Origin of the sequence: Pseudomonas sp. TH34, assembly GCF_016650865.1 — a bacterium.
In the GTDB taxonomy this organism is placed as follows: Bacteria; Pseudomonadota; Gammaproteobacteria; order Pseudomonadales; family Pseudomonadaceae; genus Aquipseudomonas; species Aquipseudomonas yamanorum.
Genome location: NZ_JAEKFB010000012.1, coordinates 199,166 through 223,731, shown reverse-complemented (window position 1 = coordinate 223,731; position 24,566 = coordinate 199,166). Strand labels below are relative to the sequence as shown.

General features: G+C 61.5%; 28 protein-coding genes. 16 read left to right on the top strand and 12 right to left on the bottom strand.

The window, feature by feature from the left end:
• Positions 1-132: 132 nt before the first annotated feature.
• Positions 133-1,686 (top strand): DUF726 domain-containing protein, encoded by a 1,554-nt coding sequence (locus JFU58_RS09225; protein WP_201140336.1) that lies wholly within the window; start codon positions 133-135, stop codon positions 1,684-1,686.
• Between the two features lie 41 nt (positions 1,687-1,727).
• Positions 1,728-3,047: an Nramp family divalent metal transporter gene (locus JFU58_RS09220; RefSeq protein WP_201140334.1), complete on the top strand. Its 1,320-nt coding sequence runs from the start codon at positions 1,728-1,730 to the stop codon at positions 3,045-3,047.
• 10 nt (positions 3,048-3,057) lie between these two features.
• Here JFU58_RS09220 and JFU58_RS09215 read toward each other — a convergent pair whose 3' ends face one another.
• The 3 genes from JFU58_RS09215 to JFU58_RS09205 form a co-directional block, all read right to left on the bottom strand.
• Positions 3,058-3,435 (bottom strand): type II toxin-antitoxin system VapC family toxin, encoded by a 378-nt coding sequence (locus JFU58_RS09215; protein WP_063029307.1) that lies wholly within the window; start codon positions 3,433-3,435, stop codon positions 3,058-3,060.
• Positions 3,432-3,803, bottom strand: a complete 372-nt coding sequence (locus JFU58_RS32220) for a type II toxin-antitoxin system Phd/YefM family antitoxin (protein ID WP_231988837.1) — start codon at positions 3,801-3,803, stop codon at positions 3,432-3,434. Before JFU58_RS32220 ends, JFU58_RS09215 begins: the two co-directional genes overlap by 4 nt.
• Before the next feature lie 138 nt (positions 3,804-3,941).
• Positions 3,942-4,874, bottom strand: a complete 933-nt coding sequence (locus JFU58_RS09205; RefSeq protein ID WP_177070994.1) for a LysR family transcriptional regulator — start codon at positions 4,872-4,874, stop codon at positions 3,942-3,944.
• 118 nt (positions 4,875-4,992) lie between these two features.
• Between JFU58_RS09205 and JFU58_RS09200 the strand changes: the two genes are divergently transcribed.
• The 3 genes from JFU58_RS09200 to JFU58_RS09190 all read left to right on the top strand — a co-directional run bounded on the left by JFU58_RS09200 (position 4,993) and on the right by JFU58_RS09190 (position 6,201).
• The gene (locus JFU58_RS09200; RefSeq protein ID WP_201140332.1) at positions 4,993-5,478 is read left to right on the top strand and encodes a DMT family transporter; all 486 of its coding nucleotides are present in this window, start codon (positions 4,993-4,995) and stop codon (positions 5,476-5,478) included.
• Positions 5,479-5,482: 4 nt separating this feature from the next.
• Positions 5,483-5,938: a DMT family transporter gene (locus JFU58_RS09195; protein ID WP_003208100.1), complete on the top strand. Its 456-nt coding sequence runs from the start codon at positions 5,483-5,485 to the stop codon at positions 5,936-5,938.
• 92 nt (positions 5,939-6,030) lie between these two features.
• Positions 6,031-6,201, top strand: a complete 171-nt coding sequence (locus tag JFU58_RS09190) for a metallothionein (RefSeq protein ID WP_008437063.1) — start codon at positions 6,031-6,033, stop codon at positions 6,199-6,201.
• Positions 6,202-6,327: 126 nt separating this feature from the next.
• Here JFU58_RS09190 and JFU58_RS09185 read toward each other — a convergent pair whose 3' ends face one another.
• Positions 6,328-6,570 (bottom strand): DUF6555 family protein, encoded by a 243-nt coding sequence (locus JFU58_RS09185; RefSeq protein WP_017479865.1) that lies wholly within the window; start codon positions 6,568-6,570, stop codon positions 6,328-6,330.
• 116 nt (positions 6,571-6,686) lie between these two features.
• On the opposite strand from JFU58_RS09185, the gene JFU58_RS09180 reads away from it, so the two are divergent.
• The 3 genes from JFU58_RS09180 (at position 6,687) to JFU58_RS09170 (ending at position 8,704) form a co-directional block, all read left to right on the top strand.
• A complete protein-coding gene (locus JFU58_RS09180) occupies positions 6,687-7,451 on the top strand; it encodes an AraC family transcriptional regulator (protein WP_177026374.1) in 765 nt (254 codons plus the stop codon).
• Between the two features lie 89 nt (positions 7,452-7,540).
• Complete coding sequence (locus JFU58_RS09175) at positions 7,541-7,714, top strand: DUF1427 family protein (RefSeq protein ID WP_081253131.1); 174 nt, start codon at positions 7,541-7,543, stop codon at positions 7,712-7,714.
• Between the two features lie 30 nt (positions 7,715-7,744).
• Positions 7,745-8,704 (top strand): quinone oxidoreductase family protein, encoded by a 960-nt coding sequence (locus tag JFU58_RS09170; protein WP_063029315.1) that lies wholly within the window; start codon positions 7,745-7,747, stop codon positions 8,702-8,704.
• 126 nt (positions 8,705-8,830) lie between these two features.
• Here JFU58_RS09170 and JFU58_RS09165 read toward each other — a convergent pair whose 3' ends face one another.
• Positions 8,831-9,868 carry a purine-nucleoside phosphorylase gene (locus tag JFU58_RS09165; RefSeq protein WP_201140330.1) on the bottom strand — a complete coding sequence of 346 codons (1,038 nt, stop codon included), beginning with the start codon at positions 9,866-9,868 and terminating at the stop codon, positions 8,831-8,833.
• Between the two features lie 20 nt (positions 9,869-9,888).
• Positions 9,889-10,845, bottom strand: a complete 957-nt coding sequence (locus JFU58_RS09160) for a nucleoside-specific channel-forming protein Tsx (RefSeq protein WP_201140328.1) — start codon at positions 10,843-10,845, stop codon at positions 9,889-9,891.
• A gap of 224 nt (positions 10,846-11,069) precedes the next feature.
• Here JFU58_RS09160 and JFU58_RS09155 point away from each other — a divergent pair, with 224 nt between their 5' ends.
• Complete coding sequence (locus tag JFU58_RS09155) at positions 11,070-11,879, top strand: aminoglycoside phosphotransferase family protein (RefSeq protein WP_201140326.1); 810 nt, start codon at positions 11,070-11,072, stop codon at positions 11,877-11,879.
• On the opposite strand, the gene JFU58_RS09150 is transcribed toward JFU58_RS09155, so the two are convergent.
• Positions 11,849-12,796 carry an AraC family transcriptional regulator gene (locus tag JFU58_RS09150; protein ID WP_201140324.1) on the bottom strand — a complete coding sequence of 316 codons (948 nt, stop codon included), beginning with the start codon at positions 12,794-12,796 and terminating at the stop codon, positions 11,849-11,851. The two genes, JFU58_RS09155 and JFU58_RS09150, sit on opposite strands and share 31 nt — an antisense overlap.
• A 214-nt stretch (positions 12,797-13,010) precedes the next feature.
• Between JFU58_RS09150 and JFU58_RS09145 the strand changes: the two genes are divergently transcribed.
• Both JFU58_RS09145 and JFU58_RS09140 read left to right on the top strand, forming a co-directional pair.
• The gene (locus JFU58_RS09145; protein ID WP_063029325.1) at positions 13,011-14,321 is read left to right on the top strand and encodes an ABC transporter substrate-binding protein; all 1,311 of its coding nucleotides are present in this window, start codon (positions 13,011-13,013) and stop codon (positions 14,319-14,321) included.
• A gap of 22 nt (positions 14,322-14,343) precedes the next feature.
• A complete protein-coding gene (locus JFU58_RS09140; RefSeq protein WP_201140323.1) occupies positions 14,344-15,117 on the top strand; it encodes an L-iditol 2-dehydrogenase in 774 nt (257 codons plus the stop codon).
• A gap of 157 nt (positions 15,118-15,274) precedes the next feature.
• Here the strand turns inward: JFU58_RS09140 and JFU58_RS09135 are convergent, their stop codons facing one another.
• A complete protein-coding gene (locus tag JFU58_RS09135; RefSeq protein ID WP_201140322.1) occupies positions 15,275-15,982 on the bottom strand; it encodes an NUDIX hydrolase in 708 nt (235 codons plus the stop codon).
• A gap of 147 nt (positions 15,983-16,129) precedes the next feature.
• On the opposite strand from JFU58_RS09135, the gene JFU58_RS09130 reads away from it, so the two are divergent.
• From JFU58_RS09130 to nadE, 3 genes are read left to right on the top strand one after another with little or no spacing between them, the layout of a single operon-like run.
• Positions 16,130-16,777, top strand: coding sequence for a nicotinamidase (locus JFU58_RS09130; RefSeq protein WP_063029331.1), 648 nt, complete (start codon positions 16,130-16,132; stop codon positions 16,775-16,777).
• A gap of 10 nt (positions 16,778-16,787) precedes the next feature.
• Positions 16,788-18,014, top strand: coding sequence for a nicotinate phosphoribosyltransferase (gene pncB, locus JFU58_RS09125; protein WP_063029333.1), 1,227 nt, complete (start codon positions 16,788-16,790; stop codon positions 18,012-18,014).
• A 1-nt stretch (position 18,015) separates the two neighbouring features.
• The gene (gene nadE, locus JFU58_RS09120) at positions 18,016-18,831 is read left to right on the top strand and encodes an ammonia-dependent NAD(+) synthetase (protein WP_201140321.1); all 816 of its coding nucleotides are present in this window, start codon (positions 18,016-18,018) and stop codon (positions 18,829-18,831) included.
• On the opposite strand, the gene JFU58_RS09115 is transcribed toward nadE, so the two are convergent.
• Complete coding sequence (locus JFU58_RS09115; protein ID WP_063029335.1) at positions 18,828-19,190, bottom strand: NUDIX hydrolase; 363 nt, start codon at positions 19,188-19,190, stop codon at positions 18,828-18,830. The genes nadE and JFU58_RS09115 overlap by 4 nt on opposite strands.
• Before the next feature lie 140 nt (positions 19,191-19,330).
• Here JFU58_RS09115 and JFU58_RS09110 point away from each other — a divergent pair, with 140 nt between their 5' ends.
• A complete protein-coding gene (locus tag JFU58_RS09110) occupies positions 19,331-20,311 on the top strand; it encodes a Gfo/Idh/MocA family protein (protein WP_177070956.1) in 981 nt (326 codons plus the stop codon).
• A 36-nt stretch (positions 20,312-20,347) separates the two neighbouring features.
• Positions 20,348-20,986 carry a ribonuclease T2 family protein gene (locus tag JFU58_RS09105; protein ID WP_373568927.1) on the top strand — a complete coding sequence of 213 codons (639 nt, stop codon included), beginning with the start codon at positions 20,348-20,350 and terminating at the stop codon, positions 20,984-20,986.
• 6 nt (positions 20,987-20,992) lie between these two features.
• On the opposite strand, the gene JFU58_RS09100 is transcribed toward JFU58_RS09105, so the two are convergent.
• The 3 genes from JFU58_RS09100 to JFU58_RS09090 are packed head-to-tail and all read right to left on the bottom strand — an operon-like array spanning position 20,993 to position 24,282.
• Entirely contained in the window at positions 20,993-21,835 is an 843-nt protein-coding gene (locus tag JFU58_RS09100; protein ID WP_093209036.1) for a metal-dependent hydrolase, read from the bottom strand.
• Between the two features lie 15 nt (positions 21,836-21,850).
• Positions 21,851-22,750, bottom strand: a complete 900-nt coding sequence (locus tag JFU58_RS09095) for an SDR family NAD(P)-dependent oxidoreductase (protein ID WP_201140320.1) — start codon at positions 22,748-22,750, stop codon at positions 21,851-21,853.
• Positions 22,747-24,282, bottom strand: a complete 1,536-nt coding sequence (locus JFU58_RS09090; protein ID WP_201140319.1) for a flavin-containing monooxygenase — start codon at positions 24,280-24,282, stop codon at positions 22,747-22,749. The genes JFU58_RS09095 and JFU58_RS09090 overlap by 4 nt, the downstream gene beginning before the upstream one ends.
• Positions 24,283-24,566 lie beyond the last annotated feature (284 nt).

Below are 24,566 nucleotides of genomic sequence, written 5' to 3'. Positions count from 1 at the left end.
TCTGCGAACAAAATCCACGTTTTCTGTCATCACTGTGCAGGAATATGGATAGTCCGAGTATCAGTTTTTCACATTCCCGCAGCCCGCCCTTTGTTACTATCGCCCTCCGTCGTCGCCAGGAGTCACCGCCACATGCAACACCAGTGGTATGAAATGCACCGTACCCGCAAGCCCACGTTTGTGTTGTGTGGCGAGCCCCAAGGGGAGGTGCTCAATCTCTACGTGCACGGTTATTCGGCGTTCTTCAACCAGCAGCAACTGGGCAATTTCTCCCGGCAGCTGGCAACCATCGAAGGCTCTACCAACCTGATGCTGTTCTGGCCGGCGGGGCACTTCCTGGAAAACCTGTTTGCACCGTTCAAGGATGTGATCGCTTCGATGCTCGGCGGTGGCGCCCTGGGTGCGGCGACCATCGGGGTGGGCAAGGCGATTGCCTATTTCCTCGACCACTACAAAAGTGTCGAGGCGCGGGTGGATGAGGTCGCCAAAAGTCTGCTGCCCGAGTTGGCCAATTACCTGCACGGCGAGTCGATCAAGGTGCGGCAAATCAACTTGATCGGCCATTCCCTGGGCGCGCGGCTCCTGGTCAAGAGCCTGCTGGCCAGCCCCGAAGTGGCGCGTGAATTGCCGCTGAACAACCTGTTGCTGATGGGCGGTGCGATTTGCACGTCCAGCCCGTGGGACCTGGTGTCGGCGCCGCTCAAGGGGCGGGTGATCAACTGCCATTCGAGCAAGGATTGGGCGCTGGCGCTCAAGCCCGACACCGAGCGTTGCATCGGCCGTTATGCCATCCCGCTGACGCCTGCGCTCAAGGCCAAGGTCGCGAATGTGCACCTGGCCACTTTTGACCACGCCGCTTACTGGCCTCAATTGAAAACGGTGGTGCAGTACACCGACCTGCTGCAGGAGCGCCGGGGCATGATCCGCGCCGATCAGCGCAGCCCTGAAGTGCGCTTTGCCGAAGAGGATGTCGACCTGTTCCCGCTGCTGGTGCAGGCGCGGCCGGAGGAGTTGAAGTTCTTCGCCGAGCTGATGGCGCAAAAGCGCAGTGCCTCGATCGACGCCACAGTGCGCGAGCCCTTGAAGCTGGCCATCGAGTTGCAGCGCATGGGCGGCGACACCTTTATGAACCTGGCCCGGGGGCATGGCGTGAGCTATCGCGAAATCGCCCAGGACGTCGCGCAGCGGGTGGGTATCAAGTTTGATGAACCGATCGAGAAGGTGGCCCTGGCGGATCTGGAACTGCAGGTCGCCGAGCGGCTGATCGAGCAATACAAGGACAAGCTCAGCCAGGCCGATCGGCAAGTGTTCGAGGCGGAACTGCAGGCTGCCGCGCAAAAGGAGCAGAGCTTTTTCAATCGCTTCGATGTGGGGCGCTCAGCCACCACTGCTCTGAGTGGCACCGCGTTGGCCGGGCTGACCGGGTTTATCCTGCGTCGAGGCGCGGCCACGGCGATTCCGGTGGTGGGGCAGGCGCTGGCGGCGGCGATGCTGTTGGTGAGCGGCGTGCGGGCGTTTTCTGGCCCCGCGTATTCCATCACCACCCTGGCGGTGCTGGTGATCGGGGTGATTCGCGAGCGTCTGGAGCGTGAGGCACTGAACCAGGAGATGGATCTGGTGGTCCAGGTGGTAGAGGCATTTGATCTGCCCCGGGAGACGGTGATGCGTACCGTCGCGTCTGACTGATAAGCTGCGTTCACGTCTTGTGTGAAAGCCTGGTACCCCGCGTGAAATTCAGCCTGCCCAAAATCGCTACTGCACCGTTCTGCCCGCCGGAAGTCGCCGGTTCCATCGTCGTTGATCCCCGTGCGTCGTTTTTCAAGCGCGTGCTGAAGTTCGCCGGCCCCGGTTTGCTGATCTCCATCGGCTACATGGACCCGGGCAACTGGGCCACCGCCATCGAGGCCGGTTCCCGCTACGGCTACAGCCTGTTGTTCGTGGTGCTGCTGGCCAGCCTGGCGGGGATGGCGGTGCAGTGCCTGTGCTCGCGGATGGGCATCGCCACCGGCAAGGACCTCGCGCAGCTGAGCCGCGAGCGTTACAGCCGGCGCTCGTCATTCGTGCAGTGGATCCTCGCGGAAATCTCGATCATCGCCACCGACCTCGCCGAAGTCCTCGGCTGCGCCCTGGCGTTTCACCTGTTGCTGGGGGTGTCGCTGACCACCGGGATTGTCATAACTGCCTTCGATACGTTGCTGATCCTGGCCCTGCAAAATCGCGGTTTCCGCCGACTGGAAGCGATCATGCTGGCGTTGGTGGCGACCATCGGCGTGTGTTTCTTTATCGAGCTGGTGCTGATCAAGCCTTATTGGCCCGACGTGTTCCGTGGTTTCACCCCGTCGCTGTCGGCCATCAGTGATGCCGCGCCCTTGTACCTGGCCATTGGTATATTGGGCGCCACGGTGATGCCCCATAACCTGTACTTGCACAGCTCCATCGTGCAAACCCGGCTATTCGGCAAGGACCTGGCCAGCCGCCAGGATGCGGTCAAGCTGGCGCGTATCGACACCATTGGCTCACTGGCGCTGGCGCTGCTGGTGAATGCCGCGATCCTGGTACTGGCTGCTGCTGCTTTCCACCAGACCGGCCACACCGACGTGGTGGAAATCCAGGACGCCTATCACCTGCTCGACCCGCTGGTGGGTGGTGCCTTCGCCAGTGTGCTGTTTGGTATTGCGCTGTTGGCTTCTGGCCAGAGCTCCACGTTCACCGGCACCATCGCCGGGCAGGTGATCATGGAAGGCTATCTCAACCTGCGCATTCCCTGCTGGCAGCGACGCCTGATTACCCGTGGCCTGGCGCTGATCCCGGCGTTCCTCGGTGTGTGGCTGATGGGCGACGATGCCATCGGCAAGCTGTTGATCCTCAGCCAGGTGGTATTGAGCCTGCAGTTGCCATTTGCGTTGTACCCGCTGATCCGCATGACGGGGGACAAGCGCCTGATGGGGCCGTTCGTGAACAGTGTGCCGACGCGGCTGTTGGCTTGGAGTTTGTTTGTGGTGATCAGCGGGGCGAATGCCTGGCTGATCGGGCAGTGGTTGTTTTGAGCGAAGTGATTTACGTCAAGACGGCCAATGATGTGTATTTCGCCACTATCGGGTCCGCGGTCACTAACTTCATCGGCTCAATGATAGCCGTCGCAATGATGAGCCGATCAAACGGGTCCCTGTGATGGTGTTCAAGGTCCTTGACCGCGATGGCATGCTCCGGGGTTATGGGCAGTTCCACGTAGCCGCTTTCCAGGCAGTATTCGCGAATTTCGTCCAGGTTGACGTTGAGCTTCCCGAGCCCGACCTTTATCGCCAGTTCCCAGAATGTGGCGGCGCTGACGTAAATTTCTGCTGCGTTCTCGATCAGTTTTCGGGCCTTTGCTGACAGTTTTGGATCATCGCTCAGGGCCCAAAGCAGGATATGGGTATCCAGCAGTATTCTCATGGGTGGTTTCCCTCAAACGCATCCAGCATGTCGTCTGGCAATGGCGCATCAAAGTCATCCGGCACCACCAGTTTGCCCTTCATTGCGCCGATTCGCCGGCCTGTCGGTTTCCCGACAGGAACAAGGCGAGCCATCGCGCGCCCATGCTTGGCTATGGTGATGATTTGGCCGGCGGCGGCATCATCGACCAATTTTGATAAATTATTTTTTGCTTCACCCAACGGTACGGTAATCATTTGGTCTTCCCGAGGTTTTGGCCAAATATAGCCAAAATTTCGTAAGCAGGCAAAGATCAACCGACTGCTGGTGGAAGGTGATTTTTGCGGGGACGATTGTAGGTTTCCGAACGGGTAATGACTGGCATCCATGACGTCTCTCCTGAAGGAATTCGTCGAAGTCTGCCCGAGAGCAAGAGGTTTTTGACCCATGTTTTGGAAAATCAGATCGGACTTACTTAAGGGGGGACTTTTCCCGACAGTACGGGCCGAATAGTTTCCCACGGTTACTCAACGGTCCCAGTACGGCACTGCCCCAAAACATTCGACGAAGTAGTCGATCACCGTCCGCACCTTCAACGACAACCGCCGACTACCCGGCCACAGCGCCGCAATCTGTTGCGGCTCCAGGGTCGTCGCCACTTCGTAGTCGGTCAGCACCGCCTGCAGCGTGCCGGCACGCAGCCCTTCGCCGATCAACCAAGATGGAAACACCACCAGCCCCAGGCCTTGCTCGGCGGCGTGGGTCAGAGTGTCGGCGTGGTTGCCGGTGATCGGGCCCTTGACGCTGTAGGACGTCCAGTCGTCCTGGTCGCAGCGGAAGAACCAGCGTTGTTGGCCGGTGACACCCTTGTAGGCCAGGCACTGGTGGTTCACCAGTTCGTCCGGATGGCGCGGCGTACCGAAACGTTCCAGGTAGCCGGGGCTGGCCGCAAGGCGGAAGCGCTGCGGGGCGAAGATTCGCGCTTGCATGCCGGAATCGTTCAGCACGCCGATGCGAAACAGCAGGTCGGTGCCGTCTTGCAGCGGGTCGACGTAGGTGTCGGTTTGCTGGATATCCAGTTGCAGCTTCGGATAACGCCTGCACAACTCCCCAAGCCACGGCGAGAGATGGCGCTGGCCAAACACCATCGGCGCATTGATACGCACCAGGCCGCTGGGTTCGCTTTCCTGTTCCTGCAATGCCTGGCCGGCGACTTCCAGTTGCTCCAGCATCAACCGCGCATGATGCCCAAGCAGGCGCCCGGCTTCGGTAGGGCTGACCGCACGAGTGTGGCGGTACAGCAACTGTTGGCCAAGGGCCTGCTCCATCAACTGGATTTGCCGGGAAATGGAGGAGGGTGCCAGCCCTTCACGGCGTGCGACTTCGGAGAAACTGCCGTAGTCCAGTACTGCGACAAACAGGCGAAGCGCCTTGAAACTCAGTTCGTTCAAGCCCTGCATCATGACTCCATGCTGTGCGCATTACGCAAAGGTGTTGTCGGCATGCTCCCATTTATCGCACAGCAGCGCCACCGGATAATGCGCGCCATTGTTCCTCTCTCTAACGCGCAGGTGATGTATGCAGGCTTCTTCAATGGCGGGTGTGGCTCAGGCCAGGCCCAAGACGTTTCTTCGATTGCTGTTGCTGCCGCTGGTGATTTTCGCCGGCATGGGCTTGTCGGTGGAGGCCGGGTTGCTGGGCCCGTTGGGTGTGCAGGTGGGGCACTTGTGGGCGACCTTGAGCATCTTCGGCGTCGGCTCGGCGATCCTGTTTTTGCTGTTGCTGTTCAGCGGCCCGCAAAAAGGCCCGGCGTTGACCGACCTGCCGCGCTGGCAACTGATCGGCGGCTTCCTGGGGCCGATGTACGTGATGGTGTTGACCCTGGCTACGCCACATATCGGCATCGCGATGACCATGATTGCAATCTTGTCGGGGCAGGTGGGCAAGAGCGTGTTGATCGACCACTTCGGCTGGTTTGGCACTGCCCGCAAGCGGGTCAACGGTGAGCGCTGGATTGCACTGGCGTTGATTGTGGTGGCACTTGTTCTGATTGCACGAGGTTAAGGCGATGAATCTGATTCTGTTGTTGGTGTTGGTGGTGGCCGCCGGTGCGGTGTTGAGTGTGCAGGCCGCTATCAACGGCCGCCTCGGACAGGCGGTGGGCGTATTGCGCAGCAGTCTGCTGACCTTTGTGGTGGGCGCGATCAGTACCGGGTTGCTGATTCTGTTCTTCGAGCCAGCCCATGCAGTCAGCCTGCTGGACGTGCCGAAGTGGCAACTGACCGGGGCGTTGTTCGGGGTGGTGTACATGATGGTGATGGTTGGCGCGGTACCGATTGTCGGCACGGCGGTGGCGACGGTGGCGGTGATTGTCGGGCAGTTGGGCATGGGTATGTTGATCGACAACTTTGGCTGGCTGGGGAACCCGGCGATCGAACTGTCCGGCAGCCGGATCGTGGCGATGCTTTGCCTGGCGCTGGCCCTGGTGTTCATGTATCGCAGCAACGCTCGTCGGGCTGACTGAAGGGCCTTTGAACCTTGAATGATTGCCTGTAGTCACTGCTTGAGGTGCCGGCGTTCGCCGCATCTGGACGACCACGAAACAGGAGTCTGATCATGCAAGAGAAAACATGCGCCTGCCCCCACTGCAATTGTCAGTTGGGGAAAAACGCGGTGATGAAGGATGGCAAGGGGTATTGCTGCCAAGGCTGCGCCGAGCATCATGCCCATGGTGAGCCTTGTGCTTCTGCGACCGGGTGCGAGTGTGCCAAGTCGGCACATGGCTAACGCGGACGACCTGTAGGAGCGAGCTTGCTCGCGAAAAACCTGAGAGCGGCGCGGGGCACCAGATGCCCCGCGTTATCGTTAACGACCTTCGCGAGCAAGCTCGCTCCTACAGGTTTCAAGCGGTTTTCAGGCGGTGGGGCGCGCATCCGAGCGGCGCCACTGCACGTTTTCGATGCCGAATTTCTCGGCCTGCGGCTGGCTCGTCTTCTTCACCTGCTCCCGGGCAAAGCGCCCGATACGGCCTACGCCGGCATCGCAGCTTGCCCAATGCCAGGCTTCGGCGTTGTCGAGTTTTTCCAGACGGATGATGAACGACTTGGGCTGGCCATGCAGCGTGTAGTCGATCACGAAAAGTTTTGCGTTAGTCATGGATCCGTTAACCCTCCCTGTGTCTTTAAGTGACCCTCCTGACGCGGTAAAAATTCACTCGGATTATCCGCCGCAGGTCTTATCATGGCTCTCCAGCCCTGAATGATGTGCCCTCCATGGCCCTTGCCGCGCCGCCCGACCTCAGCAACCACGCCGTCCCCGTGCAACCCTTGGCGCGTACCTACCCACGCGGGTTGTACGTCGAGCCCCATCAGCACGATTGGGGCCAGTTGCTTTACGCCATGAGCGGCGTGATGTGGGTCGAGACACCCCAGGAAGCGCTGGTGGTGCCGCCCCAGCGCGCGGTGTGGCTGCCGCCAGGTGTCGAGCACGGGATTCGTGTGGTGTCGGACTTGCAGATGCGCAACATCTACCTGCGCCCGGCGCTGGCGGCGACCCTGGACAGCCAGGTGCAAGTGATCGAGGTCGGCGGGCTGCTGCGCGAACTGATCGTGGCGCTGGTGGAGCAGGGCGACCAGGGTGACCAGGTCTACTACGAGGCCGTGGTCGGCCTGGCCTTGCTGGAACTGCAACGGGCCCGGCGCTCGCCGATCCGCATTGCCTTGCCCGTGGGCGCCGACCGACGCCTGACGAGTGCCTGCCAGGCGGTGATGGCGTCGCCTTCCCTGGACATTCCTTTCGAACAGCACGCCGAAGCGGCCGGTGCCAGCGTACGTACCCTGGCCCGGCTGTTTCAGAACAGTCTGGGCATGGGCTTTGCCGAGTGGCGCCGCCAGGTGCAGTTGGCCACTGCCGTGGCCGAGTTGATCCAGGGCCAGCCGGTCAGCGCTATCGCCCGTTCCCTGGGGTATTCGCCGAGCAGTTTCAGCGACATGTTTCGCCGCGAACTGGGGATGGCGCCGTCGCAGTATCCCGTCTGAGGCTTGGCCGAAATCCTGAAGCAGTTGGCCGATGCTTCGGATTTGGCTTCCCTACACTGACCGCATCAACCCTTGCTGCGGAGTGTTCCATGAATTACCTGATTTCGCTGGCCATCGGCCTGTTGGTCGGCGTGATTTACGGTGCCCTGGACTTTCGCTCGCCCGCGCCTCCCGCCATCGCCCTGGTCGGGCTGATGGGCATGTTGATGGGCGAGAAGCTCTGGCCCATGGGCCGGCAAATGTTCAGCGCCTGGTTCTCCTGAAACCCTTTTTAACCTCGATGGATATTGGCCATGAAAGCACTGCAATTTTCCGCCACCGGCGATCTCGCTGCCCTCGCTTACGTCGACGTCGCCACCCCGGTGCCGGCAGCGGGTGAAGTCCTGGTGCAGATCAAGGCCGCCGGGTTGAACCCCAGCGATGTGAAGAACGTGCTCGGGCGTTTTCCCTACACCACGTTGCCACGCATTCCCGGGCGGGACTTTGCCGGGGTGGTGGTGGACGGCCCGCAGGCACTGGTGGGCCAGGAAGTCTGGGGCACCGGTCGCGACCTGGGCTTTTTCGCTGACGGTTCCCACGCCCAGTACCTCACCGTGTCGGCCAAGGGCGTGGCGCACAAGCCCAGCCATTTGAGCTTTGCCCAGGCCGCCAGTCTCGGCGTGCCGTACACCACGGCGTGGGACGCCCTTGAGCGCAGTGGTGTAACTAAAGGCACGCGTTTGCTGGTGATTGGTGCCAACGGTGCCGTAGGCAGTGCGGCTTTGGCCCTGGCGAAAATCCGTGGGGCCCAGGTGCTCGGGGCCGTGCGTCGGCCGGAACAGGTCGAGGCCTTGCGCGATCAGGGTTTCGAGGGGCTTTTACTGGGCCAGCCGGAAGCGCTGGGAGGGCAGGTCAACGCGCTGTTCGGTACGGGCGCCGATGTGATCTTTGACACCACCGGTTTCTGGCTGCCGGCCGCGGTGGCGGCCCTGGCACCTTTTGGCCGTATCGCAATCATTGCCGCGCCGGTGGACGGGCACGTGCAACTGCCGGCCCTGGCGTTGTACCGCAAGGGTGGTTCGGTGGTGGGGATCAATTCGTTGCTCTACAACTGCGAGCAATGCGCCGTAATGCTGGAGCAATTCGGGCGGTTCTTCGATGAGGATTTGCTGCCGCTGCCGACCGGTTTGCGGGAAGTGTCGCTGGCCGACGGTGTGAAGTGCTTTGAGGAAGTGAACCAGGGCAGTGCAGACAAGATTATCTTCCTGCCCTGACCCGCTCATTGTGGGCGCGGGCTTGTGTGGGAGCGGGCTTGCTCGCGAATACGGTGTGTCAGCCAATACATTCGGCACTGATCCACCGCTTTCGCGAGCAAGCCCGCTCCCACATTTGATCTTTATTCAGGCTTCGGGAACGCCTTTTTCCCACGCCGACCAGTTCTTCAGAATCGCCTGTACCAGCGGATTACCGGTGCGGTACAGGTTTTCCAGCGCCGGCACAAAACCGCCCTGGTCCGCGTACTTCAACAGGTTGTCCACTTCGCTGTAGCCCGGGTACGGCCGATCAAAGTCGGAACCTGCCCGCACCACCGCCAACCGCTTCATATCCACCAACCCTTCACGGCTGGCGCGCAGCAACGCTTCGTAGGTGGAGTTGTCTTCCTGCTGGGTGGTGCAGTACACGCCCTTATTGTCCGTCAGCAGCTTGGTCCAGACCTCGGCGCGCTCACTCAGACGAGTCCCGGAGAACCAGGTATTGCCCGCCAGGGTATCGCACTGGGTGACCTGCGGCGGCTGATTGGCCGGCGCATACGGATAGTGTTTGCGCCAGGCCGTGGACTCCTTGCTTTCACTGAGCTCGACTTTCTGCGACAGCGCAAACGCTTTGGCTTGCAGCTTGGGATTGAGCTCGAACACTTCGGTCTTGTAGTCCAGTGGCGGCTTCTCGTTCGGCCCCTTGGTATTGATGCCGATATAGCCGGTCGGCCAATCCTTCGGCGCGTCCCGTGAATCCAGTTCCCACTGGGTACCGAATTCCACCAGGTAATGCGCCCACGCGGCGGTGCCGATGGTGCCGTGGTGCGGGTTGATCCCGGCAATCCCGGCAATCAGGAAGTAGCTTTGGCGCAGATCGAATTTGGGCGACAACGCCAGTGCCAGGGTCGAGGCGGCGGCGTTGGTCTGGCCCATGCCGGTCACCAGCAGGCACACGTCCTGAGTGTTGCAGCGGATCACCGGATATTCGGCCGACAAGCCCGGCACGCGAACTTCCTGCTTGAGCTCCAGGCGGTCGATCCAGTTCTGCGCCTCGGGGGCGAACATGGTGATCAGCATCACCTTGGGCTTGATCGGGGCCGGTGCATCGGCCAGCACGACCTGCGGCAACAGCGCCCCGGCGGCCAGGCCGATGGCGATTGAAAGGCGGGTAAAGGTCTTCATCTACTGCTCCTTGTTCACACTCAGAATTGATAGCCCACGCCGGCGTAGTAACCCCAGCCGTTGGAGCGGGCGCGGAAATTACCGTCGCCAAAGTTCAGCTCGCTGCCGTCTTCCCAGTTGCCGCCGTTGTGGAAGTAACGGCCGACCAGGGTGAAACGCAGGTGAGTGAACGAATACAACAGCACGTTTGTTGCAACCAGGGCGTTGGCGGTGCGCGCAGGGTTGTCTTTGTGCAGGTCCGAGCCGAAATCGTAGTTGGTGAAGCCGATATAGGTCAGCGACGCACCATTGTCGAAGCTGCCGATGGGCACGATGTATTTCATCTGCGCACGGTAGCCGTCCCACGAATACTCGTTGCTGGCGCCGTAGTTTTCCCACTGGTAACGGCCGTAGAAGTTGGCCGACAGATTGACCCGCGAGTAGGTCTCGATGTCGGTGCCCAGGCCGCTGTACAAGGTGTTGGCGCGGTTGTCCTTGTTGCTGCCGTGGTCGTAGATCCAGTCGAACGCTACATACCATTCCTTGAACGGGCCGATGGCCAGGCTGCGGCCCGCCAGGTAGTCAATGGAGATACGCGGCTCGTGCTCCATGAACACTGGTGAACCGTGGTCCCACGCGCCTTTGTCATTGCTGTTGCCAATGCCGAAGATCTTCGGGATGTCGACGTAGCCATACAGTTCGAACGGGCCCTTGCGGCCGAAGTATTCGTACTCCAGGTACACGTCATCCGCGGGTTTGGGGCCGAAGCTGATGTCTTTGCTGCCGATTACCGTCAGGTCCTGGTTGAACCAGTCCGACAGGTACACGCCTTTTTTCGAGGGGCTGGCTTCCGGGGCCAGGGTTTCGCCCTGTGCTGAGTCATCGGAGGGTTTTTCCTGCGCCAAAATGGGTGCGCTGAGTACTCCCGTAACGGCAGCCAGTAGCAGGGAAACAGCAAAAGGGGTGGCCGACGCGGGCCGTCTGGAAGTGGGTTGCATTGAAAATCCCTGTTCTTACGCGGTTGTGGCCCGATTCTTCGGGTTGAGGTGAACCTGGTGTCCAGGTTCGTTCCGCAAACGTTTGCACAGGTTGTACCAATTTGTGTCAATTGCATGAAGGAATTGAGAAAAGTGCGATTTAGTCGGCCTTTTGGTCAGAAACGTAACGGACCGGGTAAAGTCGCATGTGGCATCCTGCAGGACCTCGCACTGGGAGTCGTCCGATGTTCGATCACTATTTGAAACGCTGGAACCTGACACCCGAGGGTGACGCCATCATCACCCCCGGCAGCGACCTGCTGCCGGTGCGCTGGGACGGGCAGCCGGTGATGCTCAAGATCGCCCGCGAGCCTGAGGAAAAGCTCGGCGGCGAGTTGATGACCTGGTGGGCCGGCGAGGGCGCTGCACGAGTGTTTTTGCATGACGGCGATGCGGTGCTGATGGAGCGCGCAACCGGCCCGGGTTCGCTGATGCACATGGCCCTCAATGGCCAGGACGATGAAGCCAGCCGCATTGCCTGCGCCACCGTGGCGTTGTTGCATGCCCCGCGCCCGTTGCCACCGGCGGGCTTGCACTCATTGGAGCACTGGTTCCGCTCCCTGTGGCTCGCCGCTGAGGGCAAAGGCGGGCGGATACGCGAGTGTGCCGCCACGGCCCGCAGCCTGCTGGCTTCACCTCAGGAACCGGTGGTGCTGCACGGTGATGTGCACCACGACAACATCCTCGATTTCGGCCCCCGGGGCTGGCTGGCGATTGATCCCAAGCGGGTGACCGGCGAGCGTGGCTATGACTACGCGAATTTGATCTGCAATCCGGATTTGCCCACTTGCACCGATCCGGCGCGATTTGCACGCCAGGTCGAGATCATCGTCGGTGCCGCGGGCCTGGAGCGCCAGCGCCTGTTGCAATGGGTGGTGGCGCACGCCGGCTTGTCGGCGGCGTGGTTTCTGGAGGATGACCAGCGGCACCGAGCCGATAGGGAGCTGGAAGTGGCGCGTCTGGCTCAGTGCGCCTTGGTAAACGGCAGCGCCTGATCACCGTTGCGGTTGAACAGGTACATCGCCGTCTCCCTGCGATACTCGCTGGGTGTCTGGTTCATCTCGATGCGAAAGTGCCGGTTGAAATTGGAGAGGTTGGCGTAGCCCACTTCAAAGCAGATATCGGCCACCGACATTTCGCTTTGCAGCAACAGTCGGCAGGCGCGCTGCACCCGGAACTTGCGCATCAGGTCGATAAAACCGTGGCCGGTAACGCGCTTGAAGAACCGCGAGAAGCCCGGCTCGCTCATGTCCAGGCGCTGGGCGATCACCGAAAGCCGCAGGTCGCCGGTCAATTCCGTCATCAGGTAGTCGAAAGCCTTGTGAATGCGTTTCGAACTGCGGGCGTCCAGGCTTGGCGTGTAACAGGCACTGGCCAGGCAATGGGCTTCCCCGGAAGGTGCCTGCATCAAGGTGTGCAGCAACTGGATGAACAGAATCAGGCGCGCCAGCCCCTGGGCGGGGCCGATGGATTCGAGGAGTTGCGCGGCCTTCAGTGCCGTCTCGCCGGTGAACTCCAGACCGCGCCGGGCCCGGTCAAACAGGCCTTGCAGGTCGCCCAGCTCAGGCAGCGTGTTGCGCAGGGCCAGCAGCGCCGCACCGTCGAACTGCAACACCACATCGCGCCCCGTCAGGTATTCGCCCGGGGCCAGGTCGCCGATCCAGTCGTGGGGCAGGTCGGGGCCGATCAGCGCCACATGGCCGGCGCCAAACGCACCGATATAGTCACCCGCCACCAGCTTGCCGCTGCCCTGGCGGATCAGGTGGATTTCGAATTCGGGGTGATGGTTCCAGCGGGCGAGTTCGAACGGATAGTCATGTTCGTACCAGCGAAAGCCATGCTCGGGCTCGGCAAGAATCACTTCCAGCTCGGCGGGGCGCTGTTCAAAAAGGGCGGATCGGCTGGCTGGCATGGGCTTGGCCCTTTTGGGCTTTTTGGAATGGCACCAAAATACGCCCTTTGACCAAGTAGCCGCTACCCCGGGTTTTGCCCGCCACTGATACTTTTTTGATCTTGGCGATGCGGTTAAAAAAGTATCAGCCGGGCATCCGTCAGTCGTTTGTCCGGCCCAGGGCAAGCTGCTGTAATCGGGCCGTCAACAACAAAAACAATAAGTGGAAACCGCCATGTTCAAGATACCGAAAGCGCTGTTCCTGCTCTCCGGCCTCACACTCGCGATGGCCGCCCATGCGGCCGAAACCGTGACCATCGCCACGGTCAACAACAGTGACATGATCCGCATGCAACGCCTGTCCAAGGTGTTCGAACAGCAGCACCCCGAGGTGAAGCTCAATTGGGTGGTGCTCGAAGAAAATGTGCTGCGCCAGCGCCTCACCACCGACATCGCGACCCAGGGCGGCCAATTCGACGTGCTGACCATCGGCACCTATGAAACCCCGCTATGGGGCGCCAAGCACTGGCTGGAGCCGATCACGCCGCTGCCCGCCGATTACGACGTGGAAGACATCTTCCCCGCAGTGCGCCAGGGGCTGTCGGTGAACAACACCCTCTACGCCTTGCCGTTCTACGGCGAAAGCACCGTGACTTATTACCGCACCGACCTGTTCAAGCAGGCCGGCCTGACGATGCCGGAACATCCGACCTGGACCCAATTGGGCGAGTTCGCCGCCAAGCTACACCAGCCCACCAAGGACCAATACGGCATGTGCCTGCGGGGCAAGGCTGGCTGGGGTGAAAACGTCGCGCTGCTGAGCACCATGGCCAACGCCTTTGGTGCGCGCTGGTTTGACGAGCAATGGAAACCCGAGCTGACGAGCCCGGAATGGACCGCGGCGGCAAACTTCTACGTCAACACCCTAAAGAACTACGGCCCGCCGGGCGTCTCCAGCAATGGTTTCAACGAAACCCTGGCGCTGTTCAACAGCGGCAAATGCGCGATCTGGGTCGACGCCAGCGTGGCCGGCTCGTTTACCACCGACAAAACCCAAAGCAAAGTCGCCGACAGCGTGGGCTTTGCCGCCGCGCCTACCGAAGTCACCGACAAGGGCTCGTCGTGGCTGTACGCCTGGTCCCTGGCGATCCCGGCCACCTCCAAGCACAAGGACGCCGCCAAAGCCTTCATCACCTGGGCCACCTCCAAGGAATACATCCAGCTGGTGGCGGACAAGGAGGGCATCACCAACGTCCCGCCGGGCACGCGCCAGTCCACCTACAACGCGGCCTACCTGGCCGCCGCGCCTTTTGCCAAGGTGACCTTGCAGATGATGCAACACGCCGACCCGGCGCACCCGTCGGCCAAACCCGTGCCGTACGTGGGCATCCAATACGTGACGATCCCCGAGTTCCAGGCCATCGGCACCTCGGTGGGCAAGCTGTTTTCGGCAGCGCTCACCGGCGGCATGACCGTCGACAAGGCACTGGCCGAGGCGCAGTCCACCACCGAGCGCGAAATGAAACGCGCCGGCTACCCGAAATAACCACCTCAGGGACACTGCATTCATGAAACGACTGGAAGGTAAAAGCGCGCTGGTCACCGGCAGCGCCCGAGGCATTGGCCGGGCGTTTGCCCAGGCCTACATCAACGAAGGCGCCACCGTCGCCATCGCCGATATCAACCTGGAACGGGCCCGGGTTACCGCCACGGAGCTGGGCCCGAAGGCCTACGCGGTGGCCATGGACGTCACCGACCAGGCGTCCATCGACGCCGCGATTGCCGCCGTGGTGGCGCAGGCCGGCAAGCTCGACATCCTGATCAACAACGCCGCCTTGTTCGACCTGGCACCCATCACCGACATCACCCGCGACAGCTTCGACCGGCTGTTCTCGATCAACGTCGCCGGTACGCTGTTCACCTTGCAGGCGGCTGCCAGGCAGATGATCAAACAGGGGCATGGCGGCAAGATCATCAACATGGCCAGCCAGGCCGGGCGCCGGGGTGAAGCGCTGGTGGCGGTGTACTGCGCGACCAAGGCGGCGGTGATCAGCCTCACGCAGTCGGCGGGGCTTAACTTGATCAAGCAGGGGATCAACGTGAACGCCATCGCACCGGGTGTGGTGGACGGTGAGCATTGGGACGGGGTGGACGCGATGTTTGCCAAACACGAAGGGCTGCCGCTGGGCGAGAAGAAAAAGCGCGTGGGGGCCGAGGTGCCGTTTGGGAGGATGGGCACGGCGGAAGACCTCACCGGCATGGCGATTTTCCTCGCGTCCAAAGAGGCCGACTACGTGGTTGCCCAGACCTACAACGTCGACGGCGGCAACTGGATGAATTGAGCCGGACGCATCTCCTTGAACCACCGCAGATCAAAAAATGTGGGAGCGGGCTTGCTCGCGAATGCGGAGTGTCAGTCGCCGGATATGCTGACTGATACACCGCATTCGCGAGCAAGCCCACAGTGGATCTTCATTGCCCAGGGAAGGGGGCTTGGTCTTATTCGGCAAAGCTGCGATCAAAGAAGTACACCGCGCCAGGCTTCAGGTTCTCCACTGTCGCCTGCGGCCGTCCGCCTTCGCCATGCTTCTTGCGGCCCGTCTCCCGCAAGAAACCGGCCTCAGTCAACTTCAGCAACCGCTGGCGAATACTGGTCTTCAGCACCGGCCGCGCCAGCACCAGCGAGAAGATCGTAGTCGCCTCCGGTGCACTGAACTCATTGCCCAAAAACATCAACGGCAAGCTGCTGTACAGCGACTTGGAAAACAGTCTTTCCTGCACCGCCGCCACAATCCCGTTGTGATCGAAAGGCAACTTGACCGCGCTACCCGCCACCGCATCCAGCGAGAACCAGCGCTGATGCCCGGCCAGCGTCACTTCATCAGCCGCGATCGCCAGGTAATAGGTCGACGAAGACCAGCAGCGCGGATCACGAAACGCATCACCCACCGTACCCACCTGCTCGCACCAGGCCAGCGCCAGGCCGACCTTGTCACTGGCCCGCAACCGTTCCACGGCATCCTGAAGGCTCAGATCTTGCACGCCGCCATTCACCACCACGCCCGGCAACGCCCAGTGTCCGGCGAAGGGCTCGGCTTCGCGCTGGTTGAGCAGGATCTTCAACTCCCCGGAGGCACGACAATAGAACAGCACGCATAAGTCCACGGTGTGCAGGTAGGCGCTAAGGGGTGGGGCGTGGTCTGGCATGTCGGGTCCTGTTGGCAGCGGTGGGGCACAGTCTAACGGATCAAGCGGCGATGTCGTGTACTCGATCCAGCATAGGTAAATAAATGTTTCTTGCTATGAAAGTACATGACGTGTACTTTTGTGTCCAGGCCACAGGAGAACACGCACATGACCGTCTCTAAAAACGCTATCGCCTCATTCGACGTCGACGCCCAGAAGAGCTTCACGCCACTGTGCCCCAATGAATTGCCGGTCGCCGGCGGTGACGAGATCGGCGCCGAGCTCAATTACATGGCCAGCCTCGCCGGGCGACGTGTCGGCAGCAAGGACGCCCACACCCCGCACGCGCCCTGGGTGGTGCAACACCACAGCGACATGCTGAAACCCACCGGGCTGGTGCATGCCGACGTCACCTGGGTTGCCCACTGCGTGCCGGGCACCGAGGGTTTCACCCTGCTGGACGAATTGCCCACACCCTATGACTACGACTACTTCATCTGGAAAGGCGTCGAGCCCGACCTGCACCCCTACGGCGCCTGCTACCACGACCTCCACGACAAACTCTCCACCGGCGTCATCGAATACCTCTACTCACAGGGCATCCGGCGCGTGATCGTCGGCGGCTTGGCGCTGGACTACTGCGTCAAGACCACCGCCCTGCAACTGCTGCAGGCAGGTTTCGAAGTGATCCTGCACCTGCCGGCATGCCGCGGCATCAGCGAGGAGGGCGGTGTGCAGGCGGTCAACCACCTGCAACAAGTAGGCGTCGTCATTACCCGCAATCGGGAAGAACTGGCCGCGATGGCCGCGCGTTAAGGAGTACCTCATGGAAAGTGCATACGACTACGAGAACAGCGTGATCCAGGGCTTGCTGGACACCGACTACTACACCTTCACCATGATGCAGGCCGTGCTGCACCAGCACCCGAATGTCGATGTGGAATACCAGTTCATCGTCCGCTCCAAAGAGAAACTCGGGCACCTGATTCCCGAGCTGCGGGCCGAGCTGGAAAAACTCGCCGGCCTCAACATGCGCGAAGGTGAACTGCGCTTTCTGTTCAACCAGCGCCGGGAATACCTGACCCCGGATTTCGAGCGTTTCCTGGGCCTGTTCCGCTTCAACCTCCGCTATATCCACGTCAGTGAAGTCGACGGCCAACTGAACATCCGCGTGGTTGGCCCGATGCTGCACTGCATCATGTTCGAACAGCCGGTATTGGCCCTGGTCAGCGAACTGCGCAACCGCGCCAAATACCCCGACGTGACCCTCGAAGACGTCACCCGCAAGCTCTACCAGAAGTTCGACTGGCTGGAGAAGAATCTCACCCGCGACGAGTTGGCGGACCTGCGCGTCTCGGACTTCTCCACCCGCCGTCGGTTGTCGTTCAAGGCCCAGCGCGAAGTGGTGGACATCATGCGCCGTGACTTTCCCGGCCAGTTCATCGGCACCAGCAACGCGCACCTGGCCTACGAATTCGACTTGCCGCTGATCGGCACCATGGCCCACCAATGGCTGATGGTGCACCAGCAACTGGGCCGGCTGCGGGAAAGCCAGAACGCGGCGCTGGAAAACTGGGTGCGCGAATACCGTGGGCGCTTGGGTATCGCCCTGACCGACTGCATCAGCACCGACTTTTTCCTCAAGGATTTCGACCTGTACTTTGCCAAGCTGTACGACGGTTTGCGCCAGGACTCCGGTGACCCGATCGTCTGGGCCGACAAGGTGTTGGCCCGCTACAAGGAGCTGGGCATCGACCCGATGACCAAGGACCTGATGTTCTCCGATGGCCTGAATTTCGAGAAATGCCTGCCGATCCTGCGGCACGTGCGGGGCAAGGCCAAGTTCGGCTTTGGCATGGGCACCAGCCTGGCCTGTGATGTCGACGGAGTGGAGCCGCTGAGCATCGTGATGAAGCTGGTGCGGGTGCATGGCGAGCCGGTGGTGAAATTCTCCGATGACCCGATCAAGAACGTCTGCGAAGACGCCTCGTTCCTGCAGTATGCGGCGCAGGTGTTCAACGTCGGCAACGTCAATCCGCAACTGGGGGTGTGACATGGACACACAGGCACGTATCGCACAAGAACTGAAGATCAACCGGCTGCTCGGCAAGGGTGGCGAGGGCGCTGAACTGCAACGGCGCATCGACTTCATCAAGGGCACTTTGCGCCAGTCCGGCTGCCACGCATTAGTGCTGGGCATCAGCGGCGGCGTCGACTCACTGACCGCCGGGCGCCTGTGCCAGTTGGCGGTGGAGCAACTGCGCGACGAGGACTACGAGGCGCGCTTTATTGCCATGCGCCTGCCCTATAAAACCCAGGCGGACGAACGCGACGCCCAGGCCTCCCTGGAATTTATCGCGCCGGACCAGATCGAGACGCTGAACATTGCCGCCTGCGTCGACGGGCTGATGGGCAGCCTGTCTGCCGGGCAGGCCAGTGCTGAACGCATCGACTTTATCAAGGGCAACGTCAAGGCCCGGGCGCGGATGATGGCGCAGTACGCCGTAGCGAATTTGCACAATGGCCTGGTGGTGGGCACCGACCACGGCGCAGAGGCGTTGATGGGGTTTTTCACCAAGTTCGGTGACGGCGCCTGCGACCTGGCGCCGCTCTCAGGGCTGACCAAGACCCAGGTGCGCCTGCTGGCCAGCGCCCTTGGCGGGCCACGCCACTTGGTGGCCAAGGCACCGACTGCTGACCTGGAAGAGCTGGCCCCGGGCAAGCTGGATGAGCTGGCGTATGGTTGCAGTTATGACGAGATCGACAGCTATCTGATGGGCGAGTCGGTCAGTGAACGGGTGAGGGCGATTGTCGAGAGCGCCTACCTCAAGACGGCCCACATGCGCGCGCTGCCGTTCGTTCCCGACTAGAGGCGGCGCAGGAAGGATTTGACGATTTGCTGGGTGGCCTGGGTGGTATCCAGGTCTTCCAGGCGCGTGTAGGGATGCCACTGGCATTCCTTTATTTCGCTCAGCGGCCGGGCTTCGTCGATATTCACCACCGACGCCTCGAACACATGGTGCAGGGTGTCGCTGGCCTTCAGCTCCTGCAATAACAGCAAACCGTCCACGTTCAGCCCGGTTTCCTCTTCCAGTTCTCGTGCGGCAGCACCTGCCGGGCGCTCATCGCGCTCGACCTTGCCGCCGGGCAGTGCCCATTTCGATCGGGCTTTACGCACGAACAGGATGTGCCCGTCGTGCTCGCAAATCACCGTGGCCCTTATTTTCATCGTCTGTGCCCCCGCAGCTGGATGATTGTCATAAAAGTGTAATGCAATTGTCATGCTGAGTCTTTCTCCGGCAGGGTGGAGAGGGGGCCGGAAAACACCGATACTGCCCCATCGAAAAAACTCACCTGAAGGAGATGCAGATGAACACCGTACGCTGGGGCATGATCGGCTGTGGCAGTGTCACTGAACTCAAGAGTGGACCCGCCTTCTACAAAGCGCCAGGTTCGGCGCTGGTGGCTGTGATGGGGCGCCGCGAGGAAGCCGTGCGCGATTATGCGGCACGCCATGGCATTGCCCGGTTCTACACCGACGCCCAGGCGCTGATTGACGACCCGGAAGTGGACGCGGTCTACATCGCCACGCCACCCGACAGCCACCTCGAATACAGCCTGATGGTGGCCGCTGCCGGTAAGCATTGCTGCGTCGAGAAGCCCATGTCACTGAATGCCGAGCAAAGCGCGCTGATGCAACGCACCTTCGAACAGGCCGGGCTGCACCTGTTTGTCTCTTATTACCGGCGTTCCCTGCCGCGCTTCCAGCAGGTGCGGGACTGGCTGCAGGACGGGCGCATCGGCGAGTTGCGTCATCTGACCTGGACCCTGTGCAAGCCGCCGTCAGAAGACGATGCCAGCAGTGCCAACTGGCGCACCGACCCGGCGATTGCCGGCGGCGGGTATTTTGCCGACTTGGCCAGCCACGGTTTTGACCTGTTCCAGTACCTGGTCGGGGATATCGTCGATGTGGCCGGGTTTACCGCGCGCCAGGCCGGGCGCTACGCCGCCGAAGATGCCGTCACCGCCTGCTGGACCTTCGCCTCGGGCGCGTTGGGCATGGGCTGCTGGAACTTTGTCGCCGACCGGCGCGAAGACCGGGTAGAGATGATCGGCAGCAAGGGTCGCATCACGTTCTCGGTGTTCGATGAAGCGCCGTTGCGGCTTGAGGGCGAGACCAGCGAGGTGCTGGAGGTGCCCAACCATGCGCATATCCAGTGGCATCACGTACTGGGGATGAATGCGCATATTCGCGGCGAGAGCAAGCACCCGGCGCTGGCGATCGAGGCGTTGAAGACCGACCGGGTCATGGACCGGGTGCTACAACGTAACCCCAACCTGGCGGTCTAGCGGTGCGTTGATTTTGTCTTTTTAAGGAATGAACGGATGAAGATGAAAGCAGCCTGGATTGTGCTTTGCCTGGCATTGGCCGGGGCCGCGACGGCAGCGCCGCGGGCCCAGGGGCAAGCCGGGGAGTTTGATTTTTATGTGTTGTCGCTGTCCTGGTCGCCAACCTTCTGCCTGACGCACCCGGACGACCAGCAGTGTTCGGGCAAGGGCTACGGGTTTGTCCTGCATGGGCTGTGGCCGCAGTACGCGAAGGGCGGCTGGCCGGCGTCGTGTGAGCCGCAGTCGCGCTTGTCGGATGCAGACTTCGCCCGGGGCAGGACGCTGTTCCCGTCGCCCAGACTGCTCAGGCATGAATGGGCCAAGCACGGTACCTGCAGTGGGCTTGAGGCGTCAGCCTACCTGGACAAGACCGACGCGGCGCTGGGCGTGGTCAAGATCCCGCAGCAGCTTGAGCCCTTCAATGTCCCAAGCGGCCTGGGCGCGCGGGACATCGAAGCGCTGTTTCGCGAGAGCAACCCGGCCATGGGCAACCACGGCCTTGCAGTGATCTGCAAGGGCGCGGTGCTGACCGAAGTGCGGGTGTGCCTGACCAAGGACCTGGCATTCGCCGGCTGCCCGCGTAGCGTCAAGAGCCAGTGCCGGGATGGCGACATTCGCATCCCGACCCAGCGTTAAGCGGATTCAAGCGGGCCCATAACCGTTATGGGCCTGCTCGATCTCTTCCACCAAACGGTCAATGCCCGCCAGGCGTGCCCGGTTGTCATGGTCCCAGGGATGAAACCCGGGCTTGAAGTAATGCAACCAGGGCAGCGCCATGCGCGGGAACACACCCTTGGGCCCGTAAAGAAACTTGAGCATCCGCCAGAAACCCTTCACATGCCCACCCGAACGCCGGTCGGCAAACAGCAGGCGCAGGTGAAAATCAAAGACCACCACCCAGAACAGCAGCGTGGTGGTCAGCATGGTCCCGGTGCGTAGCAAATAACGTTTGGGCCCAGGCTTGATCACGCTGTTCCACACATCAAACGCCACCGCCTTGTGCTCGGTTTCCTCCAGGGCATGCCAGTACCACATCTGTTGGTACCCCTTGACCGAGTCACCGAACCGCGAGGGATCGCTGAGGAGGATTTCCGCGAGCATCGCGGTGTAATGCTCCAGGGCAATGGTCACCGCCAGGTTGAAGGAGGCGGGCATGTATTTCTTTTGCGCGTCGAGGATCATCTTCAGCCGACGGTCCAGGGTATGCGCGGGCAGCCCGGCGGCTTGCAGCAGGTCGTTGTAGGCCACGTGCTCGCGGCTGTGCATGGCTTCCTGGCCGATGAAACCCTGGATTTCCTTCTTCAGTTCGGGGTCTTCGATGCGCTGGCGGTAGTGGCGTACGCTGTCCATGAAGAACAGTTCGCCCTGGGGAAACAGCAGCGACAACGCGTTGAAAAAGTGCGTGATGAACGGGCCTTGTTCATGCCAGTTCTTGATGCGTTCGGCCGGCAGGGCAAAACGGAGGTCGCGGCGAATCGGCAGCATGGTCGGTACTCCAGTTCAGAGACGGTGCTCTTCGTTGGTTTCAAGGACGGGCGAGGGCGCACTGCGTTGTTCCGGCGCCATGCGTTTGCTGGCGAACACCACCAGCGCTTGATAGGCGGCCGGCAGGCAGCGGGCGAGCAGGTCCAGGAAGTAGGCGTCGCGGCCGATCAGCACGCGGCGTTTGTTTTTGCGGACTCCGCTCAGGATCACTTTGGCGGCCTGGTCGGCGTCGGTGATGAACAGCTTTTCAAAGTCGGCCCGGGCCTGCTGTTCGCTGTGGATCAGAAAGCCGGTCATGTTGGCGTCGATCCGGCTGCTGCGGCAGATGTCGGTGCGGATCCCGCCGGGATGCACGCAGGTGGCCGAGACCCCGCTTTTTTGCAAGTCGAGTTCCTGGCGCAGGGATTCGGTAAAGCCACGCACGGCGAACTTGGTGGCGTTGTAGCCGCTCATGCCCGGCTGGGCGAACAGGCCGAACACGCTGGAGGTGTTGATCACATGGCCGTCGCCGCTGGCCTTGAGGTAAGGCAGGAAGGCCTTGGTGCCGTAGACCACGCCCCAGAAGTTGATCCCGACGATCCATTCCAGGTCGCTGTAATCCACGCCTTCGACGGTGCTGGACAGCGCGACGCCGGCGTTGTTGAAGATCATATTGATCTGGCCATGCTCCGCGGCGCAGCGGGCCGCCCACTCTTCCACCGCCTGGCGGTCGGAAACGTCCAGCACCTGCGAGGTCACCAGCACTGGCGCAAGCACCTGGGCCTTGATCAGTGCGACGGTCTGCTCCAGGCCCTGGCTGTTTTTATCCGCCAGCGCCAAGTGGCAGCCTTCACGCGCCAACGCCAGGGCCAACGCGCGGCCCATGCCTGACGCCGCGCCGGTGATGGCCGCCACGCGGCCGTTGAATGACTTCATGACAGGCTCCCTTCTGCGGTGGTGTGGGGATTTGCGGCCGGGCGCGGGGTGGAAGGTACCGGCACCAGATTGGCGACGTAGTCCTTGAGGGCGAAGTGCCGGGTGACCTGCTTGAAGCGCCAGGTGGAGCCGGGCCACAGCGTGGTGTTCTTGCCGGTGCGCGGGTCCAGGTACCAGCTCTTGCAGCCGCCGGTGGACCAGATGGTGCCGTTGAGTTTTTCCTGCAGCCTGGCGTTGTAGGCCAACTCTACCGTTGGCTTGACGTCCACCGTGGCGATGCGATGGCGCTGCATTTGTTGCAAGGCATCGAGGATGTAGGTGACCTGGGCCTCGATCATCAAAATCATCGAGTTATGCCCCAGCCCGGTGTTGGGGCCAACGATCAGGAACAGGTTCGGATAACCCGGCACCGTCGTGCCCAGGTAGGCATGGGCACCGTCTTGCCAGGTGTCCATCAGGTCGATGCCGTGGCGGCCGATGATGCAGTTGCGGGGCAGGGGATCGGTGGCCTGGAAACCGGTGCCGAAGATAATGCAATCGGCCGGGTGCTTGATGCCGTCGGCGGTGACAACCCCGTCGGCCTCAATGCGCTGCACGTTGTCGGTCACCACCTGCACGTTACTGCGCGACAGGGCCGGGTAGTAGTCGTTGGAGATCAACACGCGCTTGCAGCCGATGGTGTAGTCCGGCGTCAGGGTCTTGCGCAGGGAAGGGCGGGCCACTTGTTTGTGCAGGTGGCGCACGGCGATTTTCTGCACCATTTTCATCAGGCGCGGGTGCAGGGCAAAGCCCACCACGCGGCCTTCCAGCGCCCAATAGAACGCACCGCGCACCAGGCGCTGGGTGAACGGCAGGTGTTTGAAAGCCCAGCGCTCGACGCGTGAAATCGGCCGGTCGGGCTTGGGCATGATCCACGGCGGGGTGCGCTGGAACAGGTCCAGATGGGCCACCTGCGGCGCGATCTGCGGCACGAACTGAATGGCACTGGCGCCAGTGCCGATCACCGCCACGCGTTTGCCCTTCAATGAATACTCGTGGTCCCACTGCTGGGAGTGGAAGCGCTTGCCCTTGAAGCTGTCCAGGCCCGGAATGTTCGGCAGTGCCGGGCGCGACAAGCCACCCATCCCGGATACCAACACCCGCGCGCTGACCTGACGGCCATTGCTGAAGCTCAGGCTCCAGCGATGTTGTGCCTCATCAAACACGGCCTTCTCCAGGCCCATGCCAAAGCGCAGGAACGGCGCCAGCCCGAAGCGTTGGGCGCATTGTTCCAGGTAGGCGCGAATCTCCGCCTGTGGCGCAAACTGCCGCGTCCAGTCCGGGTTGGGCGCAAAGGAAAACGAATAGACATGGGATTGCACGTCGCAGGCGCAGCCGGGGTAGTGGTTATCGCGCCAGGTGCCGCCGAGGGCGTCGGCTTGCTCGGCGACAAAGAAGTCGTTGAACCCGGCTTCCTTGAGTTTGATCGCCATGCACAGCCCGGCAAATCCGGAACCGATGATGGCAATGTCGACGGTGTCATGGGCATTCATAGGCTGTCCCTCGTGGGCCGGTGGCGCCTTACGGGTTTCGACATCGGATGTGCTCCTTGTTTTTGTTTTGGCTTTTTAGATAGAACACCATTGCAAAGAAAAATTGAATTATTTATTTTAAAAAAGATTTTAAATAATCTACCTGAAAATATCGTCTAGGCTACGACCCAGTTCCTCAAGTGCGACTTATCCGACGGACGAGAGCTTTTACGCACGCAGTTAGGTCCAGGGGTGGACGATGGCTGAGGTCTTGACCAATACCGGTCGGGCCGCCAGCAACGCAG

Bases quoted from the DNA above. Each gene is read 5' to 3' on its own strand.
- JFU58_RS09105 (WP_373568927.1), top strand. From the start codon at position 20,348: ATGAAGATGAAAGCAGCCTGGATTGTGCTTTGCCTGGCATTGGCCGGG.
- JFU58_RS09090 (WP_201140319.1), bottom strand. From the start codon at position 24,282: ATGAATGCCCATGACACCGTCGACATTGCCATCATCGGTTCCGGATTT.
- JFU58_RS09175 (WP_081253131.1), top strand. From the start codon at position 7,541: ATGAATTACCTGATTTCGCTGGCCATCGGCCTGTTGGTCGGCGTGATT.
- JFU58_RS09205 (WP_177070994.1), bottom strand. From the start codon at position 4,874: ATGCAGGGCTTGAACGAACTGAGTTTCAAGGCGCTTCGCCTGTTTGTC.
- JFU58_RS09135 (WP_201140322.1), bottom strand. From the start codon at position 15,982: ATGCCAGACCACGCCCCACCCCTTAGCGCCTACCTGCACACCGTGGAC.
- JFU58_RS09100 (WP_093209036.1), bottom strand. From the start codon at position 21,835: ATGCTGCCGATTCGCCGCGACCTCCGTTTTGCCCTGCCGGCCGAACGC.
- JFU58_RS09095 (WP_201140320.1), bottom strand. From the start codon at position 22,750: ATGAAGTCATTCAACGGCCGCGTGGCGGCCATCACCGGCGCGGCGTCA.
- JFU58_RS09170 (WP_063029315.1), top strand. From the start codon at position 7,745: ATGAAAGCACTGCAATTTTCCGCCACCGGCGATCTCGCTGCCCTCGCT.
- JFU58_RS09150 (WP_201140324.1), bottom strand. From the start codon at position 12,796: ATGCCAGCCAGCCGATCCGCCCTTTTTGAACAGCGCCCCGCCGAGCTG.
- JFU58_RS09165 (WP_201140330.1), bottom strand. From the start codon at position 9,868: ATGAAGACCTTTACCCGCCTTTCAATCGCCATCGGCCTGGCCGCCGGG.
- JFU58_RS09130 (WP_063029331.1), top strand. From the start codon at position 16,130: ATGACCGTCTCTAAAAACGCTATCGCCTCATTCGACGTCGACGCCCAG.
- nadE (WP_201140321.1), top strand. From the start codon at position 18,016: ATGGACACACAGGCACGTATCGCACAAGAACTGAAGATCAACCGGCTG.
- JFU58_RS09225 (WP_201140336.1), top strand. From the start codon at position 133: ATGCAACACCAGTGGTATGAAATGCACCGTACCCGCAAGCCCACGTTT.
- JFU58_RS09160 (WP_201140328.1), bottom strand. From the start codon at position 10,845: ATGCAACCCACTTCCAGACGGCCCGCGTCGGCCACCCCTTTTGCTGTT.
- JFU58_RS09140 (WP_201140323.1), top strand. From the start codon at position 14,344: ATGAAACGACTGGAAGGTAAAAGCGCGCTGGTCACCGGCAGCGCCCGA.
- JFU58_RS09180 (WP_177026374.1), top strand. From the start codon at position 6,687: ATGGCCCTTGCCGCGCCGCCCGACCTCAGCAACCACGCCGTCCCCGTG.
- JFU58_RS09155 (WP_201140326.1), top strand. From the start codon at position 11,070: ATGTTCGATCACTATTTGAAACGCTGGAACCTGACACCCGAGGGTGAC.
- JFU58_RS09115 (WP_063029335.1), bottom strand. From the start codon at position 19,190: ATGAAAATAAGGGCCACGGTGATTTGCGAGCACGACGGGCACATCCTG.
- JFU58_RS32220 (WP_231988837.1), bottom strand. From the start codon at position 3,803: ATGGATGCCAGTCATTACCCGTTCGGAAACCTACAATCGTCCCCGCAA.
- JFU58_RS09195 (WP_003208100.1), top strand. From the start codon at position 5,483: ATGAATCTGATTCTGTTGTTGGTGTTGGTGGTGGCCGCCGGTGCGGTG.
- JFU58_RS09215 (WP_063029307.1), bottom strand. From the start codon at position 3,435: ATGAGAATACTGCTGGATACCCATATCCTGCTTTGGGCCCTGAGCGAT.
- JFU58_RS09190 (WP_008437063.1), top strand. From the start codon at position 6,031: ATGCAAGAGAAAACATGCGCCTGCCCCCACTGCAATTGTCAGTTGGGG.
- pncB (WP_063029333.1), top strand. From the start codon at position 16,788: ATGGAAAGTGCATACGACTACGAGAACAGCGTGATCCAGGGCTTGCTG.
- JFU58_RS09145 (WP_063029325.1), top strand. From the start codon at position 13,011: ATGTTCAAGATACCGAAAGCGCTGTTCCTGCTCTCCGGCCTCACACTC.
- JFU58_RS09200 (WP_201140332.1), top strand. From the start codon at position 4,993: ATGCAGGCTTCTTCAATGGCGGGTGTGGCTCAGGCCAGGCCCAAGACG.
- JFU58_RS09185 (WP_017479865.1), bottom strand. From the start codon at position 6,570: ATGACTAACGCAAAACTTTTCGTGATCGACTACACGCTGCATGGCCAG.
- JFU58_RS09110 (WP_177070956.1), top strand. From the start codon at position 19,331: ATGAACACCGTACGCTGGGGCATGATCGGCTGTGGCAGTGTCACTGAA.